A 24,449-nucleotide genomic window follows, 5' to 3' on the forward strand; every position below is an offset into this window, starting at 1 on the left:
TCAGCCGAGCAGCAGCCCGGCCGTCGCCGACAGAGCCCCCGGTACCAGCCAGACCGCTCCCCAGCGGATGCACCGGTACTTCCGCATGAGGATGTGGCTGTGGTCCACGGCCTGGGTCAGCAGCCAGGCCGTGACGTCCTCGCCCGCTCTGCCCACCGCCTCGGCCACGCCGCCCGCCCCGGCCGCCGTGTGCACCGCGACGACATCGGCGAAGAAGGTGATGCCGGGCCCCACCCGCTCAGTTCCGCCGTGCGGCAACACCGCCCGAACGAGTGACACGGACCCCGCCAGCCACATCAGCAGCCCCGCCCCGACCAGCACCAGCCACACCACGGAGGGCCGGTCCGGCGGGGGCTGCCCCACCCCGACCACCAGGGGCGGCACACCCAGGGACACCGACAGCAGCACCGACGCCTTGACGTCCGCCCGCCCGGTGTCCTCACGGACCGTGGCCAGCAGCCGCTCGGCGACGAACCGCGTCTCCCCGACGGCGGACGCCGGCGCGCCCTGTGCGGCCGTCACCGTCGGCCGCCCGGGTCCCCGTCCGACGGGCCGCCCCAGATGTCGTCGTCCTCTTCGTCGACCCGGTGACGGGACCCGGCCCCGGACGCCGCGCGCCCGGCACCGGGGGAGGAGGATCCGCCGTAGGTGTGCCCGTGGCCGTGCTCGTCGATGTGCGCGGGCCTGCCGTAGCCGTCCCGCGCCGCCGACGGACCGGTCTCGTACTCGACGGTCTCCTGCGGCTCGCCCCACCAGTCGTCCTCCTCCTGGCGCGGCGCCCCGGCGGTCCGCGCCGTCCCGCGCTCCGGGGCGTCGTACGCGTCCGTGTCCCTGCGCGCCGCGGTGTCCGGCCAGTCCTGCCGGGCCGCTCCGGCCGCGGCGGCCGGGGTGACGGGCGCGGGCGGGAGCGCGGCACGGGGTTCGAGCGCCGGGAGCGCAGGCTGGTCCGCCGCCTGGCCGGGAAGCACCATCCGGCGGATGTAGGCGTCCAGTTCGGGGGTGTTCACCCGCCCCTCGTGCGCCATCCGGACCAGGAACTCGCGGTTGGCGCGCTGCTCCTCGGCCTGGCTCTCCATCATCATCTTGACCAGCCGGCTGACCTCCTCGGTGTTGCCGGACGCCATCAGATAGGCGTACTTCTCCGCGTCGGTGCCGTGCGCGATCGCCGCGAACCCCCGGAAGCGGGCGGTCACCCGCTGGGCCTCCGCCTCATCGATGCGGGTCTGGCTGACGAAGCCGATCTGCGTACGGTCGGTGCCCACCTCGACGAACACCTTGGTGCGCAGTCCCACCTCCTGCCCGAGGTCGGCCCAACGGCCCGCCTCGATGTCCAGCCGTACGGCCTTGTTGGCCTCGTGCGCCTGGTCCACGGAGTACCCGGTGGTGACGCCCTGGAGCCGGTCCACGATCTCGGGCCCGAGGTCGTCCTCGACGCTGAACAGGCGCTTCTCCACCACCAGTCGGTAGTCGATGACCTCCCAGCGCAGGTTGACCCGGGTCTCGAAGAAGGTCGCCGAGCCGTACGCGGGCAGCTTCAGCGCGAACGAGGTCGTGTGCCGCCCGCAGGCGACCTCGCAGACACTGGTCGGCCGGGACCACCGGCTGAGCCGGTCGCGGTGGTCGGCGCCCCGCGCGGTGATCACACTGTGCCCACCGTCCTGGTAGTAGAGCACGGAGGCCACCTGCGCGCCCCAGTGCTTGAACCCCCGCCCTTGCACGATCCGTTCGCGCAGGAACGGTCCGGCGAGGTTCTCCGGGATCACCAGTTCCTCTTCTTGTCCCGCCGTCACCTCTGCTCCTCCCCCCGGCCGCCCTGGCCGCGTCCCGTCGCCGCCATCGCGGCCACCACATGGCGGGCGAAGGCGGCGGTCATCGGTTCCTGCGGCGCGTCCGCCATCACCCTCAGCAGCCAGCGCAGCCGTTCGGCGTCCCGACGGCTGCGGGTCATCCGGGGCAGCAGCCACAGCAGCGCCTGGAGGATCTCCCCGCTTCGGCGGGCCGTGCCGTCGGCCGGCTCCGTTGCGGCCTCCTGCTCGAACACATAGGCGCGGCCCGCCCGTCCGGGCACCACGGCGTCCGCCTCGGCCGCCCGCAGCCAGGTCGCCAGACCCTCCGTCGCGCTCTCGTGAGACAGCCGGTTCGCCAGCGACCGCCACAGCAGGTCCGCCAGCGGCTCGGCCGCGCTCTCCACCGCCACGGCCACCGCGAGCGCGAGCGGCCAGTGCGCCCGCCGGGCCAGCTCCGCGTCGGTCACGGCGACGGACGCGCGCGGCACCGGCGGTCGTTCGTCCTGCCCGGTCCGGGCGTGCTGCCCCGTGCCGCCCGGCTGCCCCGGCATCCCGCCCGCGAGCCGCACCCCGCCCGGCCCCCACACCCGGTTGACGGATGCGGGGACGGACGTGGCGGCGTCTGCGGGAGGCGCTCCGGGGGCGTCGCTCTCCTCCGCCTGCCACATGTCGTCGGTCCGCGCGCAGAACAGCCGTACGGCACAGAGCATCGCCAGGTTCACCTGCTCGGCGGAGCCGTGCTCGGACCAATCGCGCAGCACGGTGGCCGCCTCCCCGGCCCGGCTGCCGGCCACCAGCCGGGCCGCGCCGTACGAGGCGACGAGCGCCTGGGCGCCCTCGTCCCGGCCGCCGATGCCGCACAGCAGCTCCATGGCCTGCCGGGTGTCGTCCACGATCCGGCCGGAGCCGAGGGCCAGCGCCGCCGTCCAGCGCAGCGCCGCCACCGGGGCGCCCGCCCAGTCCTCGACCACGCCCCGCACCGCCGACCGGTACGGCTCGCGGCCGGCGGCCTGGGCCAGCGCGGTCGCGGCGAAGAAGCGGCGCCGGGTGTCCTTGGCCACCGACAGCGGCCGGATCAGTTCCGAGAAGCCGTACCCGAGGTCGGCGGTGGCGAGTTCGCCCGCCACCACGGCGGCGCGCACCCACACCTGCGGCCGGGGGTCGCCCGCCAGGTCACGCAGCCAGCGTGTCACCGGACCGCGGGCAGCGTGATGCCGGTGCCAGACCTCCGCCAGCACCGAGCCGGCCAGCGCCGTGCCCCGGTAGGCGACCGTGCGGACCGGCACGGGCACCCCGCCCACCGACTCCTCCTCGCCGGTGCGCACCTCGGCCCGGCAGGCGGCGAGCAGCCCCTCCCAGTCCTCCGCGAACACCGGCCGCCCGTGCGCCCGACCGGGCATCCGTACGGCGAGGATCTGCTGGGCGAGAAGTTCGGCGGCGTCGGCCACCGAGCTGACCGCCTCCCCGTCCAGCACCGCGAGCGCGATCCGGAACGAGGCCTCCCGTACCCGTGAGGCGGTGGTGTCCACCGGCCCGTCCGTCCTGGCCCGAGCGGGCTCGGGCGCCGCGGGCAGCGCGTCGGCCGCCCCGGTGAACCATTCGCGAGCCTGCCGGCGCGCGACCTGGCCGCACGCGTCCAGGAGTTCGTCCCGGCGCAGCTCGCCCCGCACATGCCGGGCCACCCGTTCCGCGACCAGCTCGGTCTCGGACGGCCGCAGCGCCTCCGGGAGGATGCCGAGCGCGTCCAGGAACAGCGGGTGCTTGAGGATCTGTTCACCCCGGCCCAGCGCGTCCGGGTCCGGGCAGTCGGCCAGGTGTCTTACGAGCTGCCACTCCAGGAGTTCCCCGGCGGGCGCCGGCGGGCACGCCAGCCCGTAGCGTCCTCCCAGCAGATGCCCGGCCGGCGAGGAGGGGGAGACGACCAGCACCGCGTACGACCCCTTCGCGGCGAGCCGCGCGGCGAGCGCGTCCAGGTGCAGCTCCTGTGGTGCGCAGAAGCCCCCCGCATGCTCGGGGAGCTGAACCAACAGACCACCGCCGTCCAGCACACCGTCCGCCACCGCGTCCGGGTCTGCGGAGAGCAGCCCCAGGTCGGACGGGGCGAGCCGGGTGACCCGGCCCCGGGTGAGGACTGCGGTGCCCGTCCGGCCCTCGGGCTCCGCCGCCCCGGGTACGGGCTTCGCCGCGCCGGACGCCGTGTCGCGTACGGCGGTGGTGACCTCGTCCAGCAGGCAGAGCCCGGTGGTGAGGCGGCCCGTGCCGGGCGGGCCGCCCAGCACCAGCACCCGGCGCCCGCGCAGTACCCGCTTCAGCGTGGGGTAGCCCGCCGGGGCCCGGTAGACCTGGCGCAGCCGGTCCAACTCGTCCTCGGGCACGTCCCCGAAGACCGGCGCCGCCGTGTCCCGGGCGCCGACGTACACATCGCCGAAGTGCGCGCGGTCGAAGCTGGTCCGGTCGAAGACGCTGCTGTTGCCCCGGATGTCGAACCGGGCCTGCGCGGCCCGCTGGACCCGGGCCGCCGCGCGTGCCTCGCCGGGCATCCCCGAGTCGGCCAGCGGGTCCCGGGTCGCCTCCCGGAAACGCTCCTCCTGGCGGTCCTGGCGGTCCTGGCGGTCCTGGCGCTCCGCGTGCTCCGCATCGTCCGCCCGGTCCCGGTCGCCGTCCGGCCCCGCCTCCCCGTCGGCGTCCCCGCCGGAACCCCGGCCGGGCCGCCGCTCGTCCTCCTGCCACGCCGGTTCGTCCCCGGCCTGCCACCGGTCCGGTCCTGGGGACGCGCCCCAGGCATCACCGGCTCCGGCGCCCTCGGCACTCCCGTTCTCGCCGTCGCCACTCAATCTGACTCCCCGGTGCGGTCGTTGTCGTCCCCCGCGCGCCGGGCGCTGTCGGGGGCGTCGCGGCCGGTGGCTCGCCGGCCACCGTCGGGCGTGGCGTCGCCCTGCGCCCCGCGGTCTCCGCGCGCCCTGGCGCCGCCGCCGGTCGGCCAGTCCTCCTGGGCCGCGCCCGCGCCGCCCCCGAAGTGGACCGGTGCCTGGAAGGTCGCGCGGTCCTGGACGACGCTGGGGCCGCCTTCCACCTTGATGTCCCAGTGGGCACCCCCACCGGTGTCCACCGGCCACGCCTCAGCCCGGAGCGCCCGATGATCCGTGTCGGAGGTGGGCATGCCGGCCGGGGCCGGGGCGGTGTGCCCCGGTTCCCTCCCCGGTGAGCGGCCCTCCGCCCGGGCTCCCGTGGACGCGCCACCCCCGTTCTCCCCCGACGGCGCGTCCACGGGAAGCGTGTCGAACCCTTCGTCGTCCGGCACCCGGGGCCGGGCCTCGCCCGGCACGTGGAACCACGCGGTGACCGGGCCCTCCTTCAGCGCGACCCGGGCCGATCGGTACGCGGAGGGCTCCACGAACCGGCCACCGTGCCGGACCACTTCGTGGTGCAGCGAGTCGGAGACCACGAGGACCAGATCGCGCCCCGAGTACTCCAGCACCGTCCGCGTCACCGATGAGTCCGCCAGCCGGCAGACCAGGTCCATCGCATGGCCCGACAGACCCTCCTCGTCGTGTTCCACCGGACCCACGTGCAGTCCGACCCGCAGGCCGAGCCGGCGTGCCAGGTCTTCGTTCCCCACCCGCTGACGCTGGTGCATCTCCGCCAGCCAGGTGCCGAGCAGCCGGACCGGCGGGATACGCGCGTCCACGGCGGCGATGAACCCGTCCCCCCGGTCCTCCAGGTGCAGCATGGACTTCGCCACGCCCGCCGCCGCGAAGGACGCGTGGGCCAGGTCGTAGATCCGTCCGCGCATCCGTCGCTTCGCGCCGTCGAGGTAGCTGCCCGATCCCCGGGTGTCCACGCTCATCAAAGTCTTGTAGACGGCTCCGTCAGCCATCTGCCCACCCCCTGTCGTGCAGTGACCGACCGTCAGCATGGCGGCTCACGCCGGCTCGCGATGTGGTCGTTTACACATCCGGTGGCGGCACATGGATCGCGCGCCGAAAACGCGCGCCTCTCACGCTGTGCCGTTTCGCGCCTGGCACTTCAACACAACCTCACCCACCCCTTGACAGATGCGTGTTCCAAGGGGTGTGGGCAGGGGGTGCCCACTGGAGGGATTGGGGCTGGTGGTCGTACGAAAGCCGGTCAGGGAGCCGGAAACCCGATGTTCCCGCCGGCCGCCAGCAGCCGCAGCGCGTCGTGGTCGATCAGCTCGACGCGGCGCGGCCGGGTCCGGACCACACCGGCGGCCCGCAGCAGCCGCAGCGACTTGGCGACGGCCTCACGGGTGGCGCCGACGGCGTCCGCGAGATCGTGCTGCGCGAACTGCGCCAGCACCGGGAATTCGTCCGCGTCCCGCATGCCCGCCTGACCGGAGGCCGCCCGCTGGAGTTCTCCGAGTTCCAGCAGTCGCCCGGCCACCCGCTGAATGACGGTCAGGGAGGCGAGTGTGCGCCGCTCCTCGTCGGAGGTGCGCAGCCGGGAGACGAGCTGTGCCATGAGCAGCGCCGACACCTCCGGGTCGCGCCCGGCGAACGCGCGGAACCGGGCGCCGGGCACCACCAAGGTACGTACCGGGCCCAGCGCGGTGACGGAGGCGCTGCGTGGGATGCCGCCCAACGCGGCCATCTCGCCGACGAGTTCGCCGCGTCGGCGCAGCGCCAGGATCAGCCGGGCCGAGGACCGGTCGGTCGCCGTGGACACCACGGCCCACCCCGCCAGCAGCACCAGCACATGGCTGCTGTCGTCCTGCTCCCGCAGGAGATGCTCATCCGCCCGGAACGTCCGCTCGACACTGATCCGGAACAGATCCTTCCGCGCTTCGGCGCTGAGGACGTCGAGGAACGTGCGGTCCTGCACCACCAGGGCCATGTATCCGGACCTTCCGGCAGAGGCCGGAAGGTCCGGCCGAGGGCCATGAGAAGGAATGAAGCGAATGGGGCCTGCCACTGTACCCGCGCCCCCGCTCGGAAGAACCGTCCCTGCGGACACCGCCGATGTACGTCGGACGAAAGGGTCCACGGCACCCGGGCGCCCGCAGGGGACGGGACGTTCGACGCACCCGCCGCGTCGACCCCGCCGCGTATCTCCTGGACACGGCCGTCGGCTTCGGCGCGAGCAGCGTGCGGGGGAGAGGGCCGAGCGGGGCCGGGCCGGCGTCGGCCGGCGCCCCGCGGCCCCGGGGCGACCGGTCTGCGGTCCCGGGGCGACCGGTCTGCGGTCCCGGGGTGACCGGTCTGCGGTCCCGGCTCCGGTCGCCCCGCGAGGAGCGGGGGACACGGGCTTCGAGCGGGCTCCGAGTAGCCGTTCACGCCTCCCGGGCCTGATCGTTTTCGGTCAGGCAGCCGGTTCCGTGTCCTCCTGCGAGGCGGCGGGCGTCGTCGATCCGGCCCCGGGTGCCGTCGTTTTCCGGCTGCTCCCCGGGGGCCGGTGGGCACGCCGAGCGGGGTGGTCGGCCGGTATGGCTTGATCGGATCGCCTGTGCGATCGCGAATCGGCCATCCGTGCGGGCGGGGCGGCCGGATCCCGGGGTGTGATCCGGCCACTACAGGTACCGGGGAGTTTCGCGGTTATCCGATGTATGAGCCAACTAATTCCCGGAAGCCGTATTCCGCCCCGGATTACTCGGTGCGAATTCGCACAGCTGATCCCTCGCGCAATCCGCGAAAAGGAAAGAGGATTACCCAATTCCGCGCCGTCGAAGCCCCTGACCTCAGGGACGGCTGGAAAACACCAGCGAACCGGCCCGGCCGCTCAGGTATTGTCGTCCAGGCGCTCCGGTGAGGACGGTAGGTGAAGTTCTGGGGGGGAACATCCGTGGGCGAGCGGCTCGGTTTCAAGATCCTGGGGCCCCTGTCGGTGACGGCGAACGGCCGTGCGCTCACCGTCGGCGGTGCGCGCCAGCGAACGGTCCTGGCTCTGCTGCTGCTCAACCCTGGCCGGATCGTGCCGGTCGACGCCCTCGTCGACGGTGTCTGGAACAGCGGCCCGCCCGCCACCGCCCGCACCCAGATCGCGATCGTGATCGCCGCCCTGCGCAAGGCCTTCAAGGCCGAGGGCGTCACCGAGGACATCATCGTCACCACCCACCCCGGATACGTCCTCAGATCCGAGGGGCACGCGGTCGACTCGGTGGACTTCGCCCGGCTGGTCAAGGACGCCGAGACGGCCGTGGAGCAGGGCCGGCACGCCGACGCGGCCGACAGCTACGCGCATGCCCTCGCCCTGTGGACGGGCCCCGCCTTCGCCGGTATCGCGAGCCCGATGGTGGAGGACGAGGCCGCCCGGCTCGAAGGACACCGTCTCAACGCCTACGACGACGCCACCGCCGTCCTGCTGGAACTCGGCAGCCACCAGGATCTCGTACCGGAGTTGGCGGCCGTCGTACGGGAGCATCCGCTGCGCGAGCGCACCCGGCACCATCTGATGCTCGCGCAGTACCGGTCCGGACGGCGGGCCGAGGCGATGGGCACCTTCCGGGAGGCGCGCGCCCAGTTCATCGAGGAACTCGGCATGGAGCCGGGCCCCGACCTCCAGGACCTGCACGACGCGATCCTGCGCGACGACCCCTCCCTCGCCCCCGCGCCGCCGGTCGTCGCCGCCGACGCCCTGCGCTCCGACACCGTCATCGTCCCTTCCGAACTCCCCCCGGACGTGCCCGGCTTCACCGGCCGCGAGCCCGAACTGGCGGTGCTGGACCTGCTGGTGGCCGACCGGGACCGGCAGCAGGGGCCCGCCTTCGGGCTGATCACCGGCATCGCGGGCGTCGGCAAGACCGGCCTCGCGGTCCGCTGGGCCCACCGGGCCGCCGCCCACTTCCCCGACGGACGGCTCTTCGCCGACCTGCGCGGCTACGACGAGGAGCACGAGCCGACCGTCGCCGCCGACGTCATCAGCCGTTTCCTGCGCTCGCTGGGTGTGCCCAGCGACCAGATACCGCCGGAGACGGAGGCGCTCGTCGCGCTGTACCGCAGCGTGCTCGCCGAGCGGCAGGTGCTCGTCGTCCTGGACAACGTCCGCTCCTACGCGCAGCTGCGCACCCTGCTGCCCGGCAGCGGGCGCTGCGCCGTGCTGGTCACCAGCCGGGACCAGCTGGAGGAACTGGTCACCTGGCCGCAGGAAGCCCGGGTGCACCTCGGCGTGCTGCCCGAGCCGGAGGCCGTGGAACTGCTCGGCCGGATCGTCGGCACCGAACGCATCGCCTCCGCCCGCGCCGACACCGTACGGCTGGCCGAGCTGTGCGACCGGCTGCCGCTGGCCCTGCGCATCGCCGCCGCCCGGCTCGCCTCCAAACCGCACTGGACCGTACGGCACCTGGTGACCCGGCTCAACGACGAGGCACGCCGGCTCGACGAGCTGAGCCAGGGCGCCTCCCGGGTGCGGGCCAGCTTCGCGCTGTCGTACCGCTATCTGCCCGCGGACGCGGCGCTGCTCTACCGGCGCCTCGGCCTGCTCGACGTGCCGGACTTCGCGGCATGGGTCGGCGGCGCCCTGCTCGACATCGACGTGCTGGACGCCGAGCGGATCATGGAGGACCTCGTCGACGCCCAGTTCCTGGAGGTCGTCGGCGTCGACGCGACCGGACGGCTGCGCTACCGGCTTCAGAACCTGATGCGCCTGTACGCCCGCGAGCGGGCCTACGCCGAGGAGCCGCCGGACGCCCAGCGCGCCGCCCGCGAGCGCGCTTTCCGCACCTGGCTGACCATCGCGGAGGAGGCCCACCGGCGGGAGTACGGCGGCCATTTCAGCGTCGTGCACAGCGACGCGGCGCGCAGGCCGGTCGACCCCGTCCACCTCGACGAACTCCTCGACTCGCCGCTGGAGTGGCTGGAGGCGGAACGCCTGTCGCTGGTCGCAGCGGTCGAGCAGACGGCCGCCCTGGACATGGCCGACCTCGCCTGGGACCTCACGGTCTCGGCGGCGGTGCTCTTCGAGACCCGGCACTACCTCGACGACTGGCGGATCTGCTCCGAGGCGGCGCTGGCCGCGGCCCGCAGGACGGGCAACCTGCGCGGGCAGGCCGCCATGCTCCACCAGCTCGGCGGCGTCGCCCAGTCCTACCGCCGGCTGGAGGAGGCGCACGCCCGCTACAGCGAGGCGCTGGAGCTGTTCGAGCAGGCCGGCGAGGAGCACGGGCAGGCGCTGAACCTGCGCAACCTGTCGATCCTGGACCGGTTCCGAGGCAACCTGGACGTCGCCATGGAGCGGCTGCGGACCGCTCGGGACATCCTGCGCCGGGTCGGCGACACCTCCTCCGAAGCGCACACGCTCGACAACATGGCGCAGATCGAACTGGACCGCGGCGCCACCGAACCGGCGATGAAGCTGAGTCTGGAAGCGGTCCAGCTCATGGAGTCGATCGGCGGCGGCAGCCGGCGCGGCGCCGCCCAGACCCTGCACCGGCTGGGCCGGGTCCATCTGGCCCGGTCGGATTTCGACCTGGCGGAAAAAGCGTTTCAGCAGGTGGTGGCGCTGGTCACCGACAAGTCCGACCGGGTGGGGCTCGCCTACGCCCTGCTGGGACTCGGGGAGAGCCGCCTGGGCGCGGACGAGGTGGAGGCCGCCGCGACCACGCTGACCGAGGCGCTGGAGATCGTCGAACACATCGACGCCCCCCTCGTCGACGGCCGGATCAACCTCGCCCTCGGCGACACGCTGCGCCGCCTGGGCCGCCACGACGCGGCGCGGGAACGGCTGACCGCCGCCCACGACGTCTTCGTCCGCGCCGACGCCCCGCAGTGGCGCGCGCAGGCCGAACGCGCGCTGGCCCGGCTGGAGGCCGGGGAAGGCTGACGCCGGGCGGCGGCGGGGCGGGCCGCAGGAACGGGCGGTAGCCGGGGCCGACAGGGGGCGGGGTGCCGAGGAAGGCTGACGCCGCGGCGGCGGGGCGGGGAGCGCCGAGGAAGGCCGACGCCGGGCGGCGGGGCGAGGAGGGCCGGGGAGGCCGGGCCCCCAAGTGCCGTTGTAGACGACCGATACCCCACCGATAAGCGGGCTGCCTACGTTCGGCCGGTACCACTGTCAGCCGAAACGTGGAGTACACGATGCCGCCTGTCGCCAAGGCGCCCACCTTCGCCGTGATCTCCGGCGCCCAGGTCCACCGGGTCCTGGCGGACCGGCACCAGGAGGTGGTGCGTCTGATCGAAACGGCGTACCGCGTCCACGGTGCCGGTGACACCGTCAATCCGCCGTCCTACTTCCTGCGCTTTCCCGACCGGCCGGCCTCCCGCATCATCGCGCTCCCCGCGTCGATCGGCGGCGGCATCGGCGTGGACGGCCTGAAATGGATCTCCAGCTTCCCCGAGAACGTGGCGGCGGGCCTCCCGCGCGCCTCCGCCGTGCTCATCCTCAACGACCCGCGCACCGGCTATCCGCTGGCCTGCCTGGAGAGTTCGATCATCAGCGCGGCTCGTACGGCCGCCTCGGCCGCGCTGGCCGCCGAGACCCTCACCAGGGCCCGCGGGGACCGGCCGCGCCGCGTCGGCTTCTTCGGCACCGGTCTCATCGCCCGGTACATCCACCAGTATCTGGCGGGCACCGGCTGGGAGTTCGACGAGATCGGCGTGCACGACCTGTCGGCGGAACACGCCGCTGGGTTCGCCGGACACCTCGAGCGCTCCGGGGCCGGGGGCCGGGTCACCGTGCACGGGTCGGCCGAGGACCTCGTCCGCGGCAGCGACCTCGTCGTCTTCGCCACCGTCGCCGGCACCCCGCACGTCACCGACCCCGGCTGGTTCGGCCACCACCCGCTGGTGCTGCACGTGTCGCTGCGCGACCTGGCGCCCGAGGTGATCCTCTCCGGCGCCAACTTCGTCGACGACGTCGAGCACTGCCTGAAGGCCGACACCTCCCCGCACCTGGCCGAACGGCTCAGCGGCGGACGGGAGTTCATCGACGGCACCCTCTACGACGTGCTGACCGGCGCGGTCGGCGTGCCCGCCGGCCGGCCCGTGTTCTTCTCGCCGTTCGGACTCGGCGTCCTCGACCTCGCCGTCGGCAAACACGTCTACGACCGGCTGCTCGACTCCGGTGAACTCGCCGTGGAGGAGGACTTCTTCCACGAGCTGCGCCGCTACGGCTGACCATCGCCCGCCACCCTTCGAGGATGGGGTACACCTGTGACCACACTGCTCGACTCACCGCCCCGAGCGGCCGGCGCGCCACGCCGGTCACTCACCGTCCACGTCGACGAGACCGCCCTGCCCCCGCACGACCCGCTGGACCTGTACACGGCCCTGCGCGCCCGGGCCGGCGACGAGGTGTTCCTGCTGGAGAGCCTCGCCGCCCCCGAGGAGGACGGCAACGGCGCCGTCGTCGGCCACGGCCGGCTCGCCGAACTCCAGGTGCACGCCGACCGCGTCACCGTCGACGGGGCACCCGCCGTCGCCGAGGCACTGCGCGCCGCCGCCGCCGACCTGGGCCTGGCCGAACTGCCGGACGGCGCCCGCGCCCTGGCCGACGCCGACCAGGTGTGGGAACTGCTGCGGGCCGCCCAGCGGACGTTCACCGTGGAGACCTCGGCGCCCGCGGACGGATACGCCTTCGGCTTCCTGGCCACCGTCGGCTACGGCGCCGCCTGGCACATGGAACGGCTGCCCGAGCGCACCGCCGACGGCGGTCCCGACCTCGTCCTGACCCTCTTCCGCGAGGTCGTGCGCTACGACCTCGACGCGGGCACCGCCCGGCTGCTCACCGCCCGCTGCCCCGACTTCCCGCCCGCCGCGGTCCCCGGCCTCGTCGCCGGCGTCGCCGCCGCACTGCGCCCGCCCGCGCCCGAACCCGCCCCGCTGCCCGCGGCGCCCGCCCCGCGCACGGTCCGGGACAGCACCGACGAGCGGACGTTCCTGGCCCAGGTGGAACGCTGCCTGGCCCACATCGGCGTCGGGGACATCTACCAGATCCAGATCGGTCACCGCATCGACGTGGACACCGAGCTGACGCCACTGGAGGTCTACCGGCGGCTGCGGCACCGCAATCCCTCGCCGTACATGTACCTCGTCCCGCGCGACGGCTCCACGCTCATCGGCGCCAGCCCCGAGGTGCTGTTCCGCACCGAGGGCGACCGGATCGTCATGCGGCCCATCGCCGGCACCACCGCGCGCAGCGGTGACCCGGCGGTCGACGGACCGCGCATCGAGGCACTGAAGGCCAGCGAGAAGGAACGTGCCGAGCACGTCATGCTGGTCGACCTGTGCCGCAACGACATCGGCCGGGTCAGCACACCGGGCACGCTGGACGTGCAGCGGCTGATGACCGTGGAGACGTACTCGCACGTCTTCCACCTGGTCTCCACCGTCGAGGGCGTCCTCGCGCCCGGTGAGGACACCTGGTCGGTGCTGCGCGCCACCTTCCCGGCCGGCACGGTCACCGGCGCCCCGAAGATCCGGGCCATGGAGATCATCGAGGAGCTGGAGAGCGCCCCGCGGCGGATGTACGCGGGCGCGGTCGGCCTGGTCGACGTGCGCGGCTGGTCCCGGCTCGCCCTGTGCATCCGCACCATCACCCACGACGGGACGGCGTACTCCACCCAGAGCTGCGCCGGCATCGTGGCGGACTCCGATCCGCTCGCCGAGTGGCACGAGACGCTGCACAAGATGGGCGCCGCCTACTGGGCGCTGACCGGTGAGGAGCTGCTGCCGTGAAGGTCCTGCTCGTCGACGCCTACGACAGCTTCACCCACATCATCGACCAGTACCTGCGCACGCTGGGCGCCGAGACCGACGTGGTGCGGTCGGGCACCCGCACCCCGGCGCAGCTCGCGGCCCGGGGCGCGCAGGCGGTGGTGCTGGGGCCCGGGCCGGGGCACCCGGCCGACTCCGGGCACGTGGAGCTGGTGCACACCTTCGCCGGGCGGGTGCCGCTGCTCGGCATCTGCCTCGGCCACCAGGCGATCGCCCTCGCCTACGGGGCACGGATCGCCGTCGCCGCCCGGCTCAAGCACGGCAAGACCAGCCCCGTCACGCACGACGGCGCCGGGGTCTTCACCGGCCTCGGCGGCGAGGTGACCGCCACCCGGTACCACTCGCTCGTCGTCGAGGAGCCGCTGCCGCGGGAGCTGACCGTGACGGCGCGGGCCGCCGACGACGGCTATGTCATGGGTCTGCGGCACCGCGCGCTGGCGGTGGAAGGGGTGCAGTTCCATCCCGAGTCCATCACCACGGTGGGAGGAATGCGGCTGCTGGAGAATTTCCTGCGGATTCCCGAACGGGCCGTCGCGCCCGTCTCCTGAGGAATGTATATCTCCCGGCGCAGGGCCCGTGCGGGCTGTGGGGAGGGCCCCCGCAACCCCCGCACAACCCCTGGAATCTATGCGTCCGAATTTCCCTTTAACCCGTTGTGACCTGCGAGTATATCGCCGTTATTGTTCCAGCGGAGATCGCGGAAGCGCCTCCGATAATCGACTGAAGCCGTAGCTCCGTAATTTTCTCGGTGTCGGGACGGAACGGGCCGGACCGAAGCCAGGAATACAAATAACGGGGAGACGGAAATGCAGCTCACACAGATCAAGAAGTCCGGGATTCACGCTCTTGTCGCCGCCGCCTTCACGGCCGGCGCCCTCTTCACCAGCGTGGCGGTGGCCGGCGAGGCGCACGCGGCTCCCCACAGCGCGGTGGCCGTCACCGAGAACGTGGACCCGTGGAGCAACCCCGGGGCCGGTGGCGATGTGGACCCGTGGAGCAACGCGACCGCCGGTGGCGACGTGGACCCGTGGAGCAACGTGACCGCCGGTGGCGACGTGGACCCGTGGAGCAGCGCGACCGCCGACGCCGATGTGGATCCCTGGAGCTGACGCCCGCGAGGCACTGGTCCGGGACCGGATGACTGAAGGAGAACCGGAGTGAACGCAAGGACCGCACCGGGTGGACCGCAACGGTCCTGGCCCGAGCTGCTCGGCTCCGTCCTGAACGGTCGCGACCTGTCCGAGCCGGACACCGCGTGGGTGATGGACCAGGTGATGCGGGGCAACGCCTCCGACGCCCTGATCGCCGGCTTCCTGGTGGCGCTGCGCGCCAAGGGGGAGACGACCGGCGAACTGGAGGGGCTGGTGCGGGGGATGATGGCGCACGCAGTACGCATCGACGTGCCGGGGAGGACCGTCGATGTGGTGGGCACCGGAGGGGACGGGGCGAAGACCGTCAACATCTCCACGATGTCCGCGGTCGTGGCGGCGGGCGCGGGGGCGCGCGTCGTCAAACACGGCAACCGCGCCTCCAGTTCCGCCTCGGGCTCGGCCGACGTACTCGAAAAGCTCGGGGTGAGCCTGCGGCTGCCGCCGGGACAGGTGGCGGCACTGGCGGAGGAGGTCGGGATCACGTTCTGCTTCGCCCCCGACTTCCATCCCGCGATGCGGCACGCGGCGGTCGCCCGGCGCGCGCTCGGCATCCCCACCGTCTTCAACGCCCTCGGACCGCTGACCAACCCGGCGGCGCCCGCGGCCCAGGCGGTCGGCGTCGCCGACGCACGGCTGCTGCCGCTCGTCGCCGGGGTGCTGGCGCGCCGGGGGGTCGACGCGCTGGTGTTCCGCGGCGACGACGGGCTGGACGAACTGACCGTCACCACCACCTCCACCGTCCTCACGGTGGAAGGCGGCACGGTCCGCCAGGAGTCGTTCGACCCGCGGACCCTCGGCTTCGGGTACGTCCCGGTCGAGGCGCTGCGCGGGGCGGACGCCGGATACAACGCGGACGTGGCGCGACGGATCCTCGACGGTGAACGGGGGCCGGTGCGGGACGCCGTCCTGCTCTCGGCCGCCGCCGCCCTGGCCGCGCTGGAGCCGGCCGGCGGACGGACGGTGACCGAACGCCTCGCCCCGGCCGTCGGCCGGGCCGCCGAGGCGATCGACTCGGGCGCGGCCCGTTCCACCCTCGAACGCTGGGCCGTGGCCAGCGGCACCCACGCCCTGGCACCGGCGGCCTGACGATGGGCTTCCCGACGACCGCGACGCCCCCGGTTCCCGCCGTCAGGGCGGAGACCGGGGGCATGGGGCGCGGGCGGGGCGCGGAGTCCGGGCGGGCCATGGGACCGCGGGGTGTGACCGGCGTGCCGCGGGGGCCGGGGCACGGGTCCGGGGGCACCCGCACGCGGCCGGGCCGCAGCGGTGTGCCGGGCGGATGCGCCTGCGACGGGCCGCGTCACGCGGCGGTGACCGGCCGGGGGGCGGGGACGGGCGGTTCCGGGGCCGGCGTGCGGAGGAACCAGGTGAGGGCGGGGGAGGTCATGGCGGTGGTGATCAGGGCCATCAGCACCAGGATGGTGAACAGGTCCGGGCCGATGACGCCCAGTTCCAGGCCGAGGTTGAGGACGACGAGCTCGGTCAGGCCGCGGCAGTTCATCAGCGCGCCGACCGACATCGCGTCCCGCCAGGACTGGCCCGACAGCCGTGCCGCCGCCGTGGTGCCGCCGAACTTGCCGAGCAGGGCCACCGCCAGGACCGCGCCGGCCCACAGCCACTGGGCGGCGTCACCGGTGAGCAGTGAGACATCGGTGCGCAGGCCGGTGCTGACGAAGAACAGCGGCAGCAGCACCGGGACGGCGAACGCCCGCAGCCGGGCGGCGGACAGCTCGACCGCCCGGGAACCGCGCGGCATGACCACGCCGAAGAGGAACGCGCCGAACAAGGCGTGGATGCCGATGCCGTCCGTGACGAAGGCCGCCACGCACAGGCCGGCGAAGACGAACACCAGGACCGAGCTCTCCGCGGCCTTGCCGGCCTGCCGGGTCAGCCGGGCCAGCAGCGGCCGGACCAGGTACATCATGCAGGCCACGAAGACCAGTGACCAGGCGGCGGTGACGGCCGCCTGCTCCATCGAACCGCTGGTGCTGACCGCCGCGACCAGCGCCAGCAGGCACCACGCGCTGACGTCGTCCACCGCCGCGCAGGCCATCGCCAGCGACCCGAGGGGAGTGGTGTAGAGGCCGCGGTCGGTGAGGATCCGGGCCAGCACCGGGAACGCGGTGATGCTCATGGCGACGGCGACGAACAGGACGAACGGCAGCCGGCCCACCCCGGCCGGAGCGAACGGGCCGTACATCCCGAGCGCCAGCAGCGCGCCCAGCATCAAGGGCAGCGCGATGCCGACGTAGGAGACGGTGACCGCTGTACGGCTGTGGCCGCGCAGGGCCGACAGGTCCAGCTCCAGGCCGACCAGGAACATGAAGGCGAGCAGGCCGAGATGGCCCAGCACCAGCAGGTGCGGGAGGATCTCCGCCGGGAACAGCCAGTGCTGGGCGGCGGGGGAGATCCAGCCGAGCAGCGACGGTCCGAGCAGGATGCCGAGGGTGATCTCGCCGATGACCGGGGGCTGCCCGATCCGGCGGAAGAGCACCGCGCCGACACCGCACACGGCGATCACCACGGGTACGGCGACGAGCAGGCCGGGCAGCGGGTCAGGAGCCGACACGGGCTTCTCCTTCCAGGGGCGAGGGAATCGCGAGTGTGGGTGCGGGTGCGGGTGCGGGTGCGGGCAGGGCGCGGGCCGGCGCGGGCCCGGCCTCCGGCGCCGGGGCCGACGCGGCCGCCGACCAGCGGGCGTAGCGGCGTCTGCCGTAGAGCAGCGGTGACTTGCCGTCGGTCTGGGTGACGCGGGTGACCCGGCCGAAGACGGCCGTGTGGTCGCCGACCTCCACGGCGTGCACCACCGCGCAGTCCGCGACGGCGAGCGCGGCCTCCGTCAGGTGCGGCCCCGCGGCACCCAGCGGGAGCCGCCACTCGGCGTGCGCGAACCGGTCGGTGCTGCCGGAGGCGAACAGGTCGGAGACGGCCCGCGCCTCCTCGTGCAGCAGGTTCAGGGCGAAGTGCCCGCTGTCCAGGGCGGCGCGCAGGGTCGGGCCGGCGGTGCGCAGGCAGACCACCAGGGTGGCCGGGTCCAGCGCCACACTCGCCAGTGAACTGCATGTCATGCCGCGCGGGGCGGAGTCGGCGCCGAGCGCGGTCACCACGCTCACCCCGGAGGGGAAGGACGCCATCAGGGGGCGTATGTCGGTGGAGTCCGGCGCGGCGGCCGATGCCGCCGGAAGGTTCGAAGGGGCCGAAGCGTCCGGAGAGTTCGTGGGGGTGGTCGTGGTCGTCTCAGCTGTACCAGTCATGTGGTCGGCTCCTGTCGGAAGCAGGATCGGGTCCGGATTGAGGACGGTGCGGGTCCGCCCGGCGGACTGCGGGGGTTCAGCGCCGCCGGGCTGATCCATGGCCGAAGCGGCCGGGGACTACTTGCCGTGCAGGCGGCGCAGGTAGTCGTAGGCGCTGGGCAGCGTGTCCAGCAGGTGCTGCTGCTCCTGCTTGACCTTGTCGAACAGCGGCTGGGCGCCCGCGACGGACTCCGGCTTGTGGGCGAGCGCGGGCAGCGGCGTGTCCGGCTCCAGGCCGAGGCCGGCGAAGATGCAGTAATAGCTGCCGTTGGTCCAGAAGTTGCGGAACTCCGCCTCGAAGTTCCCGTAGTACGTGGACTCGTCGGCGATCGGCGAATTGACCGGAAGCCCCGCCTTGTACGCCTCGATCTTCCGCTGGATGTTCTCAGGCAGCTTCAGTTCCTTCTGGGCCCGCCAGAACGGCGAGTCGTCGCGCGGTGCGTAGTAGAAATGCGCCTGGATGAAGTCACGGGTGTCGTCGAACATCACCTCGATCTCCTGGTTGAAGCTGTCCACCAGGGCCGGGTTGAAGGTGCGGTCGGGGAAGTGCTTGGCGAGCTGGTAGATCGCGGCGGTGATGAAGTAGATGCCGGTCGACTCCAGCGGCTCGAGGAAGCACGAGGAGAGTCCGATGCTCACCACGTTGTTGACCCAGGCACGGCGGTTGCGGCCGACCCGGAAACGCACGTGGTTGAACTGCGTCTCCGCGGGGTCGAGCCCCCACATCTCGCAGAACTCGGCGGTCGCCTCGTCCTGCGAGGTGAATTTGCTGGAATAGACGTAACCGGATCCGAAACGGCCCAGCATCGGAATCTTCCAGGCCCAGCCGGAGGACATCGCGATGGCGGAGGTGTACGGCTCGACCCCGTTCGCCTCGTCGTCGTGCGGCACGGCCGTGGCCACCGCGCTGTCGCACATCAGGTGGTCGCTCATGTCGACGAACGGCTCGCCCAGCGCCTTGTTGATCAGCAGTCCGCGGAAGCCCGAGCAGTCGACGAACAGGTCGGCGTCGAGCACCCGGCCGGACTTGGTGTGCAGGGCCGTGACGTAGCCGCGCTCGTCCTGCTCGACCCGCACCATCTCGTCCTGGATGTGCTCCACGCCCTGCTTGTCGGTGGCGAAGCGGCGCAGGAAGTCGGCGACCAGGGCGGCGTCGAAGTGCCAGGCGTACCGGGTGGACTCGGTGCCGTCGAGCCACTTCGGCGACTTGTTGGCGTCCATCACCGGCGGCTCGCGGAAGCAGGCGTAGTCGAACGGCTCGTCGGTGCGGCCCTCGTGTCTGTTCTTGTACCAGTAGTGCGACAGCGGTGTGTTGTCGTGGTCGGGCAGGATGCCGAACGGGTGGTAGAAGTGGTCCGGCCGGCCGTTGTCCAGGGCGCGCGCCCCGGGCTCGCCGCGGCCCGGAGTGCGCCAGTTGACGAAGCGCACGGCCATCTTGAAGCTGGCGTTGCACTCGCGCATCCACTCCTCCTCGGGTATGCCGAGGTAGTCGAAGAGCACGCGGTGCAGATTCGGCACGGTGGCCTCGCCCACGCCGATCCGGGGAATGGCCGGGGCCTCCAGCACCTGGATGTCGACGGTGCCCTGGAGCGCCTTGCCGAGATAGGCGGCGGTCATCCAGCCGGCCGTGCCACCGCCGAGGATGACGACTTTGCGGATGCGCGAGTCGGTGTCGTTCGTACCGATGTCGGTCATAGGAAGGCTCATTTCTCCGGTCGGGTGCGTCCGTGCGTCGCTGTGTGCAGCGCCTTTTCACACTGTCGAGTGGATTTACACGCCAGAATCGGCTGACTCGCTATGCGGCATCTATAGGTGGCCGGAATTGCCGCTTGAGCAGGTTCGTATGGGTGAGGTATAGGCGGCTCGACGATTCTCGGTAGGCGTCGAAAACCGCCCGCAACTCCCAGCAGAGGATGGCTGCATCAGATGCCGTACGAAGACGGGAAGGCCGTTGCCCAGGGACCGGGCGGACTTCCCGGCATGCCGCTTGCGGAACTCCGGGGAATCCTCGCCGTGGTGGGGAACACTCCGCTCATCGAGCTGGAACGGCTCGCACCGGACTTACCGGTACGGCTGTTCGCCAAGGCAGAGCGGTTCAACCCCGGCGGCAGCGTCAAGGACCGGTCGGCGCTCTCGATGGTGCTGAACCGGATCCGCTCCGGGGAACTCGTGCCCGGTCGGTCCACCGTGATCGAGTCCAGTTCCGGAAATCTCGCGATCGGACTCGCCCAGATCTGTGCGTACTTCGGACTGCGCTTCATCTGCGTGGTCGACGCGCGCACCACCCAGCAGAACCTCGCGATCCTGCGTGCCTACGGCGCCCGGGTCGAGGTCGTCACCGACCCGGACCCGGTCACCGGGGAGCTGCTGCCCATGCGGCTGCGCAGGGTGGCCGAACTGCTGGCCTCGACACCCGACTCGTACTGGCCCGACCAGTACGCCAACCCGCTCAACCGGCAGGCGCACCTGACCACGATGCGCGAGATCGCCGAGGCGCTGGACGGCAAGGTCGACCACCTGATCCTGGCGGCCGGCACCGGAGGCACCCTGGGCGGCTGCGCCGAGTACATCAGGCAGAGCGGCCTGACGACGACCGTGCACGCGGTGGACGCCGTCGGCAGCGTGCTGTTCGGCCGGAGCACCGGCTGCACCCGGCTGGTGCCGGGCCACGGCGCGTCGATCCGGCCCAAGCTGCTGCGGCCCTCGGACGCCGACCACGTCGTCCACGTCACCGACCTGGACTGCGTGCGGGGCTGCCGCCGGCTCGTACGGCGCGAGGCGATCCTCGCGGGCGGCTCCTCGGGAGCCGTGGTCTCCGCGCTGGACCGCATCGCACCGAGCCTGGAACCCGGTTCCAACGTCGTGCTGATCCTGCCCGACGGCGGAGACCGCTACCTCGACACGATCTACGACGACGCCTGGGTGCGCCGGCACTTCGGCGAGGTCGCCGAGCTCACGCAGGACACCGACCTGCCGCCTCAACTCGTCTCTGACCCACAGGAGTTGGCGGATATAGGGCACCGATAGCGGGCCCCGCCACCATGAAACGCATCCCCGAACACCACCACCCGAGGCCCGCGTGGCCGCACACCGATGCACGGAGGCATCCCATGACCACTCAGCTCCCGGCCCTGGACGACGGGCAGAAGGCGGAGATCAAGGACATCGTCTGCGACATCCTCGAGCTGGAACTCGACGAGGTCACCGACGTCAGCCTGTTCAAGGAGGAGCACGACGCCGACTCGCTGCGCACCATCGAGATCCTCTCCTCCCTGGAGCGGACCTTCGGCATCGCCCTGACGCAGTCCGAGCTCAGCCGGATGGTCAACCTCGCCGGCGTCTACGCCGTGGTCGCCGAGGCGCAGGTCAAGTGAGCGGGGTCGCGACGCCGGGGCGCGGCGGGCGCGGCGCGCGGCACCGGGTGGTCGTCACCGGCCTCGGTGTGGTGACGAGCATCGGTACCGGTGTCGACGCCTTCGCCGCCGGCCTGCGGGCCGGCCGCAGCGGCGCGAAACCGATCGGTGCCTTCGACACCACCGGCTTCGCGTACTCCAACGCCTGCGAGATCACCGACTTCGACCCGGCGGCCTGGCTGACCGCCCAGTCCCCGGACGACCTGGGCCGGGCCGCGCAGTTCGCGGTCGCCGCGAGCCGGATGGCGGTCGCCGACGCGGGACTGACCGCACAGCAGGTGCGCGACGTGCGCTCGCTGGTCTCCGTCGGCACCACCGACGGCGAGTCCCGCGACCTCGACCACCTCACCGCGCTCCAGGTCGCCGAGGGCGACGACGCCCTCGACGAGGTGGCGGCCCGCCGGGTGTGGCCCGGCAGGCTGTCGGCCGGCATCGTCCGCGAACTCGGCCTGGAGGACGTGGAGACCGTCACGGTGCCCACCGCCTGCGCGGCCGGCAACTACGCGGTCGGCTACGGCTACGACGCCATCAGCTCCGGAGACGTCGAGATGGCGCTGTGCGGCGGCGCGGACGCGCTGTGCCGCAAGACCTTCACCGGCTTCTACCGGCTCGGCACCATCGCGCCCGACGTGTGCCGCCCCTTCGACGCCGACCGGCAGGGCATCCTGACCGGCGAGGGCTCCGGGATCCTGCTGATGGAGTCGCTGGAGTCCGCGCTCGCCCGCGGTGCCCGGATCTACGCCGAGGTGCTCGGCTACGGACTGTCCTGCGACGCCAGCCACCCGGTCGCCCCCGACCGGGACTCCATCGCCCGCTGCATCACCGCGGCGCACCACAACGCCGGCATCGAGGCGACGGACGTCGACTTCATCTCCGCGCACGGCACCGGAACCAGGGCCAACGACGTCACCGAGGTCGGCGCGATCCGGCAGGTCTTCGGCGACACCCTGCCGCGCACGGTCTCCATCAAGTCGATGATCGGCCACACCATGGGCGCCGCCAGCGCCCTCGCCTCCGCGGCCTGCGCGCTGGCACTGCGGGACGGCTTCATCCCCCCGACGATCAACCACCGCTCGACCGACCCCGAGTGCGCGGTCGACTGCGTGCCCAACGAGGCGGTCGAGGCGGAGCTGAGGGTCGTGCAGAACAACGGGCTCGCCTTCGGCGGCAACAACGCCGTCCTGGTGCTCGGCAAGTGGGAGCAGGCGGCGTGAGAGCCGGCAGCCGCGATTGTGAGAGGAGTTGACGAGCATGGCGCTCCAGGCGAACGCCGCCGCGCCCCGGCTGGCGATATCCGGCTGGGCCGTGTCCTCGCCCTACGGACTGGGCAGGCAGGGCTTCACCGAGGGCCTCAGGTCCGGGCTGCGGGCGGTCGCGCCGGTGGACGCGGCCACCTGGCCGGTCCCCTACCCGGAGGCCGGGCTGATCCCCGGCTTCGACATCAGGGCCGTCCTCGGCCGCAAGGGCACCCGTTCCATGGACCGGGTCACCGGCATCGCGGCCACCACGGTCGGCATGCTCCTCGACGAGTACGGCACCCGGCTCGCCGCCGACCCCGAGCGCACCGGCCTGGTGCTCGGCACCTCCGGCAGCGTCCAGTCGATCATGGACTTCACCCGGGACGCGCTCACCGGCGACAAGCCCTACCTCGTCGACCCGGCCCGCTTCCCCAACACCGTCATGAACTGCCCCGCCGGTGCCAGTGCCATCCGGCACACCCTCAAGGGCCCCAACGTCACCGTCTCCGGCGGCGCCACCACCGCCCTGCTCGCCCTCCAGTACGCCTCCCGGCTGCTGCGCGGCGGACACGGCACGGCGCTGCTGGCCGGCGCGGCCGAGGAGTTCTCCGTACAGCGGGCCCGGCTGGAACGGGTCGCCGACCACGACGGCGCCGAACCGCAGCCGCTCGGCGAGGGCGCCGCGCTCTTCCTCCTGGAGGAGGCGTCGGCCGCCCGCGAGGGAGGCCGGCCCGTGCTCGCCTCGGTCCTCGGCTCCCGGTTCCGCGCCTTCCAGGACAAGGGCCGGGCCGGAGCGGCGCTGGAACGCTGTGTCGCCGACGTGCTGGCCGACGCGGACGCCGCCCCCGGCGACGTCGAACTGATCGTGCCCGGCAACCCGCCCGGCCTGCTCGGCAAGCAGGAGGAGTCCGCCCTCGACGGGCTGACCGGCAACCGGCTCCCGGTGCGTTCCCTGGTCGGTGACGCCGGCGCGGCCTCCGCCGCCTTCCAGCTCGCCGCCGCGCTGGCCGAGGCGGAGAGCGAACCGAGCCTGGTGGACCGGCTCGCCCTGATCACCGCGGCCGACCGCGACGGCACCGTCGGCGCGCTGCTGCTGCGGCTGGCCTGAGACATCCCGCGGCCCCCCGTCCCGTCACCGAGGAAAGAGGCACGTCACATGTCCGACACACCGAGGCCGGTCGCCCTGGTCACCGGCGGTTCGCGCGGGATCGGGCGGGCCGTCGTGGAGACCCTCGCCCGCGACGGCCATGACGTCGCGCTGTGCTACCAGTCGAACGAGGAGGCGGCCGCGCTCGCCGCCAAGTCCGCCGCCGCGCACGGCGCCCGCACCCTGGCCCGCCGCGTCGACGTCACGGACCGGGCCGCCGTGGCCGCGTTCGCGGCCGAGACCGAGGAGCTGCTCGGACCGGTGGACGTGGTGGTCACCGCGGCCGGGATCGTCCGCGACCAGCACCTGGCGATGATGGCCGACGAGGACTGGGACGCCGTGCTGCGCACCAACCTCGACGGCACCTACAACGTCGTCCGCACGCTCGCCTTCCCCATGCTCAAGCGCCGCCGCGGCACCGTCGTCACGCTCTCCTCGGTCGCCGCCGCGGGACACGCCACGCAGACCAACTACTCCGCGTCCAAGGCCGGGATCATCGGCTTCACGGCGGCCTTCGCCAAGGAGGCCGGACGCTCCGGCATCCGCGCCAACGCCGTCGCCCCCGGCTTCATCAGCACCGACATGACCGGCGGCCTCTCCGAGAAGCACGCCAAGGAGATGACCCGCCGCATCCCGCTGGGCCGCTTCGGCGAACCCCAGGAGGTCGCGGAACTGGTGTCCTTCCTGGCCGGCGACCGCGCCGCATACATCACCGGACAGGTCTTCGCCGTCGACGGCGGACTGGTCGTCTGAGAAC

19 protein-coding genes are annotated in these 24,449 nt (G+C 72.9%); 11 read left to right on the plus strand and 8 right to left on the minus strand.

Features of this window, described 5'->3' with window-relative positions; genetic code table 11:
* From AB0I06_RS29620 to AB0I06_RS29640, 5 genes are all read right to left on the minus strand, one after another.
* Entirely contained in the window at window positions 1–522 is a 522-nt protein-coding gene (locus AB0I06_RS29620) for a Pycsar system effector family protein (RefSeq protein ID WP_363121905.1), read from the minus strand.
* Window positions 519–1,790 (minus strand): hypothetical protein, encoded by a 1,272-nt coding sequence (locus tag AB0I06_RS29625; RefSeq protein ID WP_363121906.1) that lies wholly within the window; start codon window positions 1,788–1,790, stop codon window positions 519–521. The genes AB0I06_RS29620 and AB0I06_RS29625 overlap by 4 nt, the downstream gene beginning before the upstream one ends.
* The gene (locus AB0I06_RS29630) at window positions 1,787–4,621 is read right to left on the minus strand and encodes a hypothetical protein (protein WP_363121907.1); all 2,835 of its coding nucleotides are present in this window, start codon (window positions 4,619–4,621) and stop codon (window positions 1,787–1,789) included. Before AB0I06_RS29630 ends, AB0I06_RS29625 begins: the two co-directional genes overlap by 4 nt.
* A complete protein-coding gene (locus tag AB0I06_RS29635) occupies window positions 4,618–5,664 on the minus strand; it encodes a hypothetical protein (protein WP_363121908.1) in 1,047 nt (348 codons plus the stop codon). The genes AB0I06_RS29630 and AB0I06_RS29635 overlap by 4 nt, the downstream gene beginning before the upstream one ends.
* A gap of 251 nt (window positions 5,665–5,915) precedes the next feature.
* Window positions 5,916–6,641, minus strand: a complete 726-nt coding sequence (locus tag AB0I06_RS29640; RefSeq protein WP_363121909.1) for a Crp/Fnr family transcriptional regulator — start codon at window positions 6,639–6,641, stop codon at window positions 5,916–5,918.
* A gap of 945 nt (window positions 6,642–7,586) precedes the next feature.
* Between AB0I06_RS29640 and AB0I06_RS29645 the strand changes: the two genes are divergently transcribed.
* From AB0I06_RS29645 to trpD, 6 genes are all read left to right on the plus strand, one after another.
* Window positions 7,587–10,562, plus strand: a complete 2,976-nt coding sequence (locus AB0I06_RS29645) for a BTAD domain-containing putative transcriptional regulator (RefSeq protein WP_363121965.1) — start codon at window positions 7,587–7,589, stop codon at window positions 10,560–10,562.
* A 251-nt stretch (window positions 10,563–10,813) separates the two neighbouring features.
* Entirely contained in the window at window positions 10,814–11,851 is a 1,038-nt protein-coding gene (sbnB, locus tag AB0I06_RS29650) for a 2,3-diaminopropionate biosynthesis protein SbnB (protein WP_363121910.1), read from the plus strand.
* Between the two features lie 36 nt (window positions 11,852–11,887).
* Complete coding sequence (locus AB0I06_RS29655) at window positions 11,888–13,411, plus strand: anthranilate synthase component I family protein (protein WP_363121911.1); 1,524 nt, start codon at window positions 11,888–11,890, stop codon at window positions 13,409–13,411.
* Entirely contained in the window at window positions 13,408–13,998 is a 591-nt protein-coding gene (locus AB0I06_RS29660; protein WP_363121912.1) for an aminodeoxychorismate/anthranilate synthase component II, read from the plus strand. Before AB0I06_RS29655 ends, AB0I06_RS29660 begins: the two co-directional genes overlap by 4 nt.
* A 258-nt stretch (window positions 13,999–14,256) precedes the next feature.
* Window positions 14,257–14,559: a hypothetical protein gene (locus AB0I06_RS29665; protein WP_363121913.1), complete on the plus strand. Its 303-nt coding sequence runs from the start codon at window positions 14,257–14,259 to the stop codon at window positions 14,557–14,559.
* A gap of 48 nt (window positions 14,560–14,607) precedes the next feature.
* Window positions 14,608–15,687 (plus strand): anthranilate phosphoribosyltransferase, encoded by a 1,080-nt coding sequence (gene trpD, locus AB0I06_RS29670; protein WP_363121914.1) that lies wholly within the window; start codon window positions 14,608–14,610, stop codon window positions 15,685–15,687.
* 214 nt (window positions 15,688–15,901) lie between these two features.
* On the opposite strand, the gene AB0I06_RS29675 is transcribed toward trpD, so the two are convergent.
* The 3 genes from AB0I06_RS29675 to AB0I06_RS29685 form a co-directional block, all read right to left on the minus strand.
* Window positions 15,902–17,170: a cation:proton antiporter gene (locus AB0I06_RS29675; RefSeq protein WP_363121915.1), complete on the minus strand. Its 1,269-nt coding sequence runs from the start codon at window positions 17,168–17,170 to the stop codon at window positions 15,902–15,904.
* Window positions 17,157–17,855 carry a flavin reductase family protein gene (locus AB0I06_RS29680; protein WP_363121916.1) on the minus strand — a complete coding sequence of 233 codons (699 nt, stop codon included), beginning with the start codon at window positions 17,853–17,855 and terminating at the stop codon, window positions 17,157–17,159. The genes AB0I06_RS29675 and AB0I06_RS29680 overlap by 14 nt, the downstream gene beginning before the upstream one ends.
* 117 nt (window positions 17,856–17,972) lie before the next feature.
* Window positions 17,973–19,589, minus strand: a complete 1,617-nt coding sequence (locus AB0I06_RS29685; RefSeq protein WP_363121917.1) for a tryptophan halogenase family protein — start codon at window positions 19,587–19,589, stop codon at window positions 17,973–17,975.
* A gap of 285 nt (window positions 19,590–19,874) precedes the next feature.
* On the opposite strand from AB0I06_RS29685, the gene sbnA reads away from it, so the two are divergent.
* The 5 genes from sbnA (at window position 19,875) to fabG (ending at window position 24,445) form a co-directional block, all read left to right on the plus strand.
* Window positions 19,875–20,921: a 2,3-diaminopropionate biosynthesis protein SbnA gene (gene sbnA / locus AB0I06_RS29690; protein ID WP_363121966.1), complete on the plus strand. Its 1,047-nt coding sequence runs from the start codon at window positions 19,875–19,877 to the stop codon at window positions 20,919–20,921.
* A gap of 83 nt (window positions 20,922–21,004) precedes the next feature.
* Window positions 21,005–21,268, plus strand: a complete 264-nt coding sequence (locus AB0I06_RS29695) for an acyl carrier protein (protein ID WP_104781157.1) — start codon at window positions 21,005–21,007, stop codon at window positions 21,266–21,268.
* Window positions 21,265–22,521, plus strand: coding sequence for a beta-ketoacyl-[acyl-carrier-protein] synthase family protein (locus AB0I06_RS29700; protein ID WP_363121918.1), 1,257 nt, complete (start codon window positions 21,265–21,267; stop codon window positions 22,519–22,521). The genes AB0I06_RS29695 and AB0I06_RS29700 overlap by 4 nt, the downstream gene beginning before the upstream one ends.
* A gap of 37 nt (window positions 22,522–22,558) precedes the next feature.
* The gene (locus AB0I06_RS29705) at window positions 22,559–23,653 is read left to right on the plus strand and encodes a beta-ketoacyl synthase N-terminal-like domain-containing protein (RefSeq protein WP_363121919.1); all 1,095 of its coding nucleotides are present in this window, start codon (window positions 22,559–22,561) and stop codon (window positions 23,651–23,653) included.
* Window positions 23,654–23,701: 48 nt separating this feature from the next.
* The gene (gene fabG, locus AB0I06_RS29710; RefSeq protein ID WP_363121920.1) at window positions 23,702–24,445 is read left to right on the plus strand and encodes a 3-oxoacyl-ACP reductase FabG; all 744 of its coding nucleotides are present in this window, start codon (window positions 23,702–23,704) and stop codon (window positions 24,443–24,445) included.
* Window positions 24,446–24,449: the final 4 nt, after the last annotated feature.

This window comes from Streptomyces sp. NPDC050674 (assembly GCF_040654575.1).
In the GTDB taxonomy this organism is placed as follows: Bacteria; Actinomycetota; Actinomycetes; order Streptomycetales; family Streptomycetaceae; genus Streptomyces.